7 protein-coding genes are annotated in these 8455 nt (G+C 39.7%); 5 read left to right on the plus strand and 2 right to left on the minus strand.

The annotated features are described in order from the left end of the window. Nucleotides 1-17: 17 nt before the first annotated feature. A complete protein-coding gene (locus AKK44_RS03770) occupies nt 18-1724 on the plus strand; it encodes a thiol-activated cytolysin family protein (protein ID WP_408022491.1) in 1707 nt (568 codons plus the stop codon). Nucleotides 1725-1911: 187 nt separating this feature from the next. Beyond that, nucleotides 1912-2901, plus strand: a complete 990-nt coding sequence (locus AKK44_RS03775) for a lipoate--protein ligase (protein ID WP_054278577.1) — start codon at nt 1912-1914, stop codon at nt 2899-2901. A gap of 46 nt (nt 2902-2947) precedes the next feature. Here AKK44_RS03775 and gatD read toward each other — a convergent pair whose 3' ends face one another. Next, on the minus strand, nt 2948-3739 hold the full coding sequence (gene gatD / locus AKK44_RS03780) for a lipid II isoglutaminyl synthase subunit GatD (RefSeq protein WP_054278578.1): 792 nt from the start codon (nt 3737-3739) through the stop codon (nt 2948-2950). Beyond that, nucleotides 3739-5082, minus strand: coding sequence for a lipid II isoglutaminyl synthase subunit MurT (gene murT / locus AKK44_RS03785; protein ID WP_054278579.1), 1344 nt, complete (start codon nt 5080-5082; stop codon nt 3739-3741). The genes gatD and murT overlap by 1 nt, the downstream gene beginning before the upstream one ends. A 102-nt stretch (nt 5083-5184) precedes the next feature. Here murT and cdaA point away from each other — a divergent pair, with 102 nt between their 5' ends. From cdaA to glmM, 3 genes are read left to right on the plus strand one after another with little or no spacing between them, the layout of a single operon-like run. Then, on the plus strand, nt 5185-6036 hold the full coding sequence (cdaA, locus tag AKK44_RS03790; RefSeq protein WP_037596209.1) for a diadenylate cyclase CdaA: 852 nt from the start codon (nt 5185-5187) through the stop codon (nt 6034-6036). Next, on the plus strand, nt 6033-6989 hold the full coding sequence (locus tag AKK44_RS03795; protein WP_054278580.1) for a CdaR family protein: 957 nt from the start codon (nt 6033-6035) through the stop codon (nt 6987-6989). The genes cdaA and AKK44_RS03795 overlap by 4 nt, the downstream gene beginning before the upstream one ends. A 52-nt stretch (nt 6990-7041) precedes the next feature. After that, entirely contained in the window at nt 7042-8394 is a 1353-nt protein-coding gene (gene glmM, locus AKK44_RS03800; RefSeq protein ID WP_054278581.1) for a phosphoglucosamine mutase, read from the plus strand. Nucleotides 8395-8455 lie beyond the last annotated feature (61 nt).

Here is an 8455-nt window from a genome sequence, read left to right on the forward strand (position 1 = left end):
GTATGAAGAGTATATTTATGAAAAAAAATTTAAAACAGTATAGCCGACTAGTTGCCTTATTATCTGTGGGAGCCATTCTGTGTAATATTATGACAGCCAATGCCGACCCAAATAATAATAAACCACAATCACCAGATGTTACGATTGGCAGTGGCACCGATAATATTGAGTTTATTACGGATGGTTCCAATTTAGAACATTTCACACCAGATCCCAAGCTAAATGACCTGCTAAATTCAGAGAACACCATTAAAGTAAACCCCAAAGAGATGCCACCAGAAGAAGCGTCTGAAAAGAAACAAAAAGATGTGGATGTTGACCATTCTAAAGAAGTAAACGATGGCATTTTTGCATTAAATTATAACCCAATCGAAATTTTAGCAAAAAATGGGGAAAAGATTGAAAATTTTGTTCCAAAAGAGGGTAAAAAGACACCAGATAAGTTCATCGTTATCGAAAGAAAGAAACGGGACATCAACACCACACCAGTGGATATATCTATTATTGATTCGGTAACTGATAGAACCTATCCAGGAGCGCTCCAATTAGCTAACAAGAATTTTACAGAAAATAAACCAGATACTCTAATCACTAAGAGAAAACCACAAAACATTCATATTGACTTGCCAGGTATGGGGGCTAGCGCAACAGTAGAAGTTAAAAATCCTAATTATGCCAACGTGGCAGCAGCGGTTGACGATTTGGTGAACAAATGGCACGACAATTATTCAGGAGGCAACACCTTGCCAGCCAGAACACAGTACTCGGAGTCAATGGTTTACTCAAAATCTCAAATCGAAGCAGCTCTTAATGTCAACAGTAAAGTTTTTGATGGTACGATAGGCATTGACTTTAATTCTATTTCTAAAGGGGAAAAGAAAGTCATGATTGCAGCCTATAAGCAGATTTTCTACACTGTATCAGCCACACTTCCGACAAATCCTTCAGATGTCTTTGATAATTCCGTAACCTTTAATGAATTGACCAAAAAAGGTGTCAGCAATGCTGCGCCACCACTTATGGTAAGTAATGTAGCCTACGGAAGAACTATATTTGTTAAATTAGAAACCAGCTCTAAGAGCAACGATGTCGAAGCCGCCTTTAGTGCAGCCCTAAAAGGAACAGATGTTAAATCAAAAGGGAAATATTCTGATATTTTAGACAACAGTTCATTCACAGCTGTCGTTTTAGGTGGTGACGCCGCTGAACACAACAAGGTTGTCACTAAAGATTTTGATGTGATTCGCTCAGTCATCAAGGACAATGCAGCCTTTAGCAGAAAAAACCCGGCTTATCCAATTTCATACACGAGCGTATTCCTCAAAGACAACAAGATTGCTGGTGTTAATAATAGAAGTGAGTACGTTGAAACCACTTCTACAGAATATACCAGTGGTAAGATTCATTTGACACATCGAGGTGGCTACGTTGCCCAATATCAAATCCTTTGGGATGAAGTTGATTATGATGATAAAGGCAAAGAAGTCATTACCAAAAAAGCTTGGAACAATAACTGGTACAGTAAAACCTCTCCATTTAACACTGTCATTCCACTAGCCCCTAATAGTAGAAATATCCGCATTATGGCGCGCGAATGTACTGGACTGGCTTGGGAATGGTGGCGTAAAGTGATAGATGATCAAGCTGTCAAACTATCCAAAGAAATCAACGTTGATATCAGTGGAACCACTTTATACCCATCAGGTAGAATCACTTACAAATAGCAAAAGACTGTTTTGTCAGCTCTTACGCTAAAAACAGCTGATGCGAAAAAAGCAATCATAGGCGACTGGAAAAGGTTGCTTGTGATTGCTTTTTTTATCGCCATGACCGTTGTTTTTAATTAAAATAATCGCTTGAAAGGTAATAATTTGTTATCATTAATTAAGAAAAAACTCAAAGGAGACACAAATGAAATATATTGTTAATAAAAGTCACAACCCAGCCTATAACATTGCGCTTGAGGCTTATGCTTTTAAAGAACTAATGGACGAAGATGAATTGTTCATTCTTTGGATTAACGAGCCGGCTATCATTATTGGTAGGCACCAAAACACTATCCAAGAAATCAACAAAGAATACACTGACCAACATGGCATCCATGTAGTGCGTCGATTATCTGGTGGTGGAGCTGTTTACCATGATTTAAACAATTTAAATTATACCATTATCTCAAACAAGACAACTGAAGGGGCTTTTGATTTTAAAACCTTTTCACAACCTGTTATTGAAACCTTAGCTGACTTGGGCGTGACAGCGACTTTTACAGGCCGTAATGACCTGGAAATCGATGGGAAAAAAATCTGTGGGAATGCCCAAGCATATTACAAAGGTCGTATGATGCACCACGGTTGCTTGCTGTTTGACGTTGACATGTCTGTTTTAGCAGATGCTTTAAAAGTGAGCAAGGACAAAATCGAATCAAAAGGCATCAAGTCGGTTAGAGCGCGCGTGACCAATATTTTAGATGAATTGCCAGTTAAAATAACAGTGGATGAATTTGCAGATAGTATCTTAAATAAAATGAAAGAAACTTATCCTGATATGACAGAGTATGTGCTATCAGAAGCAGAGCTAGCTCATATTCAACAATCAGCTACCGAGCAATTTGGCAGTTGGGACTGGACTTATGGTCAAGCTCCTGAATATACAATTGAACGTCATGTTCGTTATTCTGCAGGGAAAATATCAACCTTTGCCAATGTAGAAACATCTGTGATTAAAAACCTTAAAATTTACGGGGATTTCTTTGGCATCAAGGATGTGAAAGATATCGAAGAGCTGCTAGTGGGATGTCGCTATGACTACAAACATATTCTTGAGAGACTACAAACACTTGACACGACTCAGTACTTTTCACGCATGACTGTAGAAGAAATAGCCAAAGCCATTGTGGCTTAATCAAAAAAGACCTAACACTTATAAATGCTAGGTCTTTTTTAGTGCGCTAAGCTTTTTTATGCTTGGCTTTACTTTTGTTCTCCGTATAATCTTCAGCTTCTTCTTTGCTTAAAATCTCTTCATATTTTTTTAGTGAAATATCTGGACCATATTTCTTTTTCAAAGCAGTCACAACTAGGCGATAGGCTAAGCGTGGGTTTCGAGATAAGATAGGACCGTGGAAGTAGCTGCCGTAAACATTTTTATAATGAACGCCTTCCGTTTGGTCTTCTTTATTATTTCCCTTACCATAGATGACACGCCCTAGAGGTTTTTCGTCATCAGCTAAGAAGGTTCTACCTTGATGGTTTTCAAATCCATAATAAGTCTCATTAAACTCATCGTTGTGAATTTTGATGTCACCAATAAAGCGACTGTTATTTTGGTTTAAGGTATAGTGCTTCATGATGCCGGTGCCATCAATTTTGACCCCATTTGCTTGCACGTAATATTGTCCGAGGAGTTGAAAGCCACCACAAATGGCTAAGACCACTTTTTCTTGGTGGATATAATCAGCCAGCGCTTCTTTTTTCATGGGCAAATCCTTGGCAACAATGGATTGTTCGTAATCTTGACCCCCTCCAAAAAAGACGATGTCGTAATGCTCTTGGTCAAAAGTATCGTCAATAGAAACAATATCTACGGTCACCTTGGCATCTAATTTTTCAGCGATGTATTTGATCATGAGCACATTGCCGTTGTCCCCATAAGTGTTTAAAAGGTTGCCATACAGGTGAGCGACATTAATGCTGTAGTCGTAGTGACGATTATCTGGAGACTGTAACGTTGTGTAGGTCATTAGTTCATCTCCTTATCTATAATATTGTGGTTTGCTAGCAATTCACGAAAAGCTAACATGGCCGTATAAGTCGCTAAAATATAAGCGTGATCGGCCTTTTGATGTTTGATGGCCTCAAGAACAGTCTCTATTTTTTCAGAGTGTGATAATTTACTGTCGTCGAATCCTGTCACACGGAGTCGGCGCGCCATTTCTGTATGTCTCTCTCCAGCGACATGGATTTCAGTAATATCCATATGGTTGATCAGTTCAAAATCAGCATCCCAAATCCAGCTAGTGTCAATACCATCGGCATAGTTAGCGTTAAGCAAGACAGAAAGGCTAAAGGAATAATCAGCCAAACGAATCATCTCTAAGGCTTGGCTAGCACCGACCGGGTTTTTGATTAAGACCAAGGTGCATGATTTATCACCAATGGTAAAGGTTTCTTGACGGCCAAAAACAGCCTTACTTTTATTAAATCCAGCCTTGATTTTATCAGATGGCACCCCGAAAAATTCGGCAACAGCCACGGCTGCGAGAGCATTGTAGATGTTATAAAGTCCCCCGACGTTGATTTTATATTCTTGTCCATCAATGATAAATTCAGAGCTTTGATTGGTTAATTTTGTCAGTTGCGTCAATTTGTAGTCGAGTTTAGGGCGTTGAAATTGACAGTTGAGGCAAATAAAATCTCCTAAATTGGCATAGGTGTTGAGACGGTATTGAAGGATGTGCTCACATCGCGGACAGATAATCCCTTCAGTATTATAGTGTGCGAGGGTCGGTTCATGTTTTGGGGTATCAAAACCATAGTACTTGATGGGGTTTGCTAGCTGTTTTGATGAAAAAATGGGGCTATCGCCATTTGCTAATATGGTTGCCTCAGGGGCTTGGCTAGCACCGTCTACAATCATCTGATAAGTGGTATAAATCTCACCATAGCGATCCATCTGGTCACGAAAAATATTGGTATACACAAAGAGACTAGGTTTGAGGTATGTTGTGATTTTTGGCAGGCTAGCTTCATCGATTTCTAAAACCGCAATTTGCTTGCCAGATTTTCCTTTTTTAGCAGACAAAAAAGTAGAAGCGATACCAGTAATCATGTTGGCACCACTTGGATTTGTCAATACTTCGCCAAAAGCCTCTCTCAAGATACCCACGGTTAACGCAGTTGTCAACGTTTTTCCATTTGTGCCTGTCACCACTACAATTTCGTAGTTTTTAGCTAGGGTTTTTAGGATATCTTTATCTAAGGATAAGGCTAAGCTTCCTGGGTAAGTGGAACCACGCCCCATTTTATTCAATACCATTTGTGCAGTTTTTCCGGCTGTTAAGCCAAGTAATGTCTTTAGTTTCATGTTTATATTTTATCACAACTTCATAACTTTTAGATAAAGAAAAACTCTTCCAAACATGATATAATAGTAGAGGTATCTGTTTGACATAGAAATGAGAATTGTATGAGAAATTTATCAAGTATTGACACAAAATTTTTACTAAGCCTATTTGATGATCCTTGGATGTTTATTGTCCATCTGCTGGATATCGTGATTGTCGCCTATGTGATTTATCGTTTTATCAAATCTTTGGCGGGAACCAAGATTATGTCTTTGGTCCAAGGGGTCATATTCTTTATCATTATCCGATTTATCGCTGAATGGATTGGCTTTACAACTATTACCTATTTGATGAATCAGGTGATTACCTATGGGGTTATTGCTGGTGTTATTATTTTTGCACCAGAGATTCGATCAGGTCTTGAAAAATTTGGCCGCTCCACTCAGGTATTTCTCCCAAAACAAACGTTAAGTGGAGAAGAACTGGTTATTAACGCCTTATTAAAATCGGTAGCCTATATGAGTCCTCGAAAGATTGGCGCCTTGATTGTGATTGAGCAGACACAAACGTTACAAGAGTATATCACAACAGGAATTCCATTGAATGCCGATATTTCAAGTCAACTATTAATCAATATTTTTATCCCTAATACCCCTCTTCATGACGGGGCAGTGATTGTATCACACAACAAAATAGTGGCTGCCTGTGCTTACCTGCCACTTTCCGAATCAATGAACATCTCAAAAGAATTTGGCACACGCCACAGGGCAGCGATTGGCTTGTCTGAAAACTCAGATGCCTTAACCATTATCGTGTCTGAGGAAACAGGAGCTATCTCAGTAGCTCGTAAGGGGCAGTTTCTACATGATCTGTCTTCAGAAACCTTTGAAACAGTCCTTAGGACACACTTAATTGATGATTCTAGCGTGGTACTGCCTTGGTACAAGAAAATTTGGGGAGGACAAGTCAAATGAAAAGATTTCTAAACAGTCGCATATGGCTAGGACTTGTTTCGCTTTTTTTGGCGATTCTTCTCTTTTTAACGGCAGCGTCTAGCAATCATAACAATTCGGGGTCGCAAATTTATAGCCCGCTAGAAACTTACACGCATACTTTAAAAGATGTCCCGGTTGACATGAAGTATGATAATGAAAAATATTTTATCAGCGGTTATTCCTACAGTGCAGAGGTTTACCTGACCTCGACAAATCGTATCAAATTAGACTCAGAGGTTAATAGTGATACGCGAAACTTTAAGATTGTTGCAGATTTGACCAAAAGCAAGCCAGGGACGGTAAACGTTCCCTTGAAAATTGAAAATTTGCCGTCAGGCGTGACAGCGACAGTGTCTCCTGAGACCATATCGGTAACCATTGGTAAAAAGGAATCCAAAACCTTTCCAGTGCGTGGCAGTGTTGATGCCAAGCAGATTGCTGACGGTTATGAAATCACTAAAATAGAAGCAGGCATTGATAAAGCTGAGGTAACTAGCGATGAGTCAACCATTGCTTTGATTGACCACGTGATTGCTAAATTGCCAGAAGATCAAATTTTGGATGCTGATTACAGCAGTCGAGTGACCCTACAGGCTGTGGCAGCAGATGGGACAATTTTAGCCAGTGCGATTGATCCTGCCAAAGCGAATTTATTTGTTTCTGTCAAAAAAATCACAAAATCAGTCCCTATCAGAGTAGAAGCTGTCGGACTCATGGACGATTCTTTGTCAGATATTCAGTATAAATTATCAAAACAAACAGCCATCATCACAGGAAGACGCGATGTTTTGGATACAATTGATGAGATTGTCGCTAAGGTAGATATTTCTGATGTGACCAAGAACACGACAAAAGCGGTGAGTCTAGCTTCTAGTCAATTTGCCATTGATCCTTCAGTGGTCACTGTTCAGTTGACAACAACTAAGAAATAAAGGATAATAGCTAGGTATATTGAATGGAGGAAGCCTACGGGCTTATATAATTATGGGAAAATATTTTGGAACAGATGGTGTTCGTGGGGAAGCCAACGTTGAGTTGACCCCAGAGTTAGCCTTTAAACTTGGTCGATTTGGTGGCTATGTGTTAAGCCAACATGAGACTGACAGACCAAAAGTTTTTGTAGCTCGCGATACTCGTATTTCTGGACAAATGTTAGAATCAGCTCTAATTGCTGGACTACTATCTGTTGGTATTGAAGTGTATAAATTAGGTGTCCTTGCGACACCAGGTGTTTCTTATCTTGTGAGAACGGAAAAAGCTAGTGCAGGAATCATGATTTCAGCAAGTCATAACCCAGCTCTAGATAATGGCATCAAATTTTTTGGAAGTGATGGCTTTAAACTAGCCGACGACCAAGAGTTAGAAATAGAGACCCTCTTAGATGGCGCTAGTGATGACTTGCCTCGTCCAAGTGCAGAAGGATTGGGAACCTTGGTTGATTATCCTGAAGGCATTCGCAAGTATGAAAAATTCTTGGTAACTACTGGAGTTGATCTAGAGGGCATGAAAATCGCTCTTGATACTGCTAATGGTGCAGCATCAGTATCAGCACGTGATGTTTTCTTGGATTTAAATGGTGACATTTCAGTCATTGGAGAAACGCCTAATGGTCTTAACATCAATGATGGTGTAGGTTCAACACACCCTGAAAAACTTCAGGCTTTGGTTTTAGAAACACAGTCAGATTTAGGTCTAGCCTTTGATGGCGATAGCGACCGCTTGATTGCTGTTGATGAGCAGGGGCAAATTGTAGATGGTGATAAAATCATGTTTATCATTGGAAAGTACCTTTCTGAAAAAGGGTTACTAGCCAAAAACACTATTGTCACTACAGTTATGTCTAACTTGGGATTCCACAAAGCTCTGGACAATATAGGTATTAACAAAGCTGTCACAGCAGTAGGTGACCGCTATGTTGTCGAGGAAATGCGTCAGTCTGGTTATAATTTCGGTGGTGAGCAGTCTGGGCATGTCATCATTATGGATTACAACACCACAGGAGATGGGCAACTGACAGCCATTCAGCTAGCAAAAGTTATGAAAGAAATAGGAAAACCTCTTTCTGAACTAGCCAAGCAGGTAATGGTTTATCCCCAAAAACTTGTTAACATCAAGGTAGACAATCGTATGAAAAACAAAGCTATGGAGATACCAGCAATTGCAGCAGTCATCGATAAGATGGAAACTGAAATGGCAGGAAATGGTCGCATCTTAGTGAGACCAAGTGGAACAGAGCCTTTGTTGCGCGTGATGGCAGAAGCACCAACACATGAGGCGGTAGACTACTATGTAGACACCATTGCTCAGGTGGTTCGTGCTGAAATCGGCATTGCTTAAAGTCTAATAACATATTTTGAAAAAAAGACCCCCCTTTGTCCGTTGAACTGCACCCCAAAAG

Origin of the sequence: Streptococcus phocae (assembly GCF_001302265.1) — a bacterium.
In the GTDB taxonomy this organism is placed as follows: Bacteria; Bacillota; Bacilli; order Lactobacillales; family Streptococcaceae; genus Streptococcus; species Streptococcus phocae.

Bases quoted from the DNA above. Each gene is read 5' to 3' on its own strand.
- cdaA (WP_037596209.1), top strand. From the start codon at position 5,185: ATGAGAAATTTATCAAGTATTGACACAAAATTTTTACTAAGCCTATTT.
- murT (WP_054278579.1), bottom strand. From the start codon at position 5,082: ATGAAACTAAAGACATTACTTGGCTTAACAGCCGGAAAAACTGCACAA.
- glmM (WP_054278581.1), top strand. From the start codon at position 7,042: ATGGGAAAATATTTTGGAACAGATGGTGTTCGTGGGGAAGCCAACGTT.
- AKK44_RS03770 (WP_408022491.1), top strand. From the start codon at position 18: ATGAAAAAAAATTTAAAACAGTATAGCCGACTAGTTGCCTTATTATCT.
- AKK44_RS03775 (WP_054278577.1), top strand. From the start codon at position 1,912: ATGAAATATATTGTTAATAAAAGTCACAACCCAGCCTATAACATTGCG.
- gatD (WP_054278578.1), bottom strand. From the start codon at position 3,739: ATGACCTACACAACGTTACAGTCTCCAGATAATCGTCACTACGACTAC.
- AKK44_RS03795 (WP_054278580.1), top strand. From the start codon at position 6,033: ATGAAAAGATTTCTAAACAGTCGCATATGGCTAGGACTTGTTTCGCTT.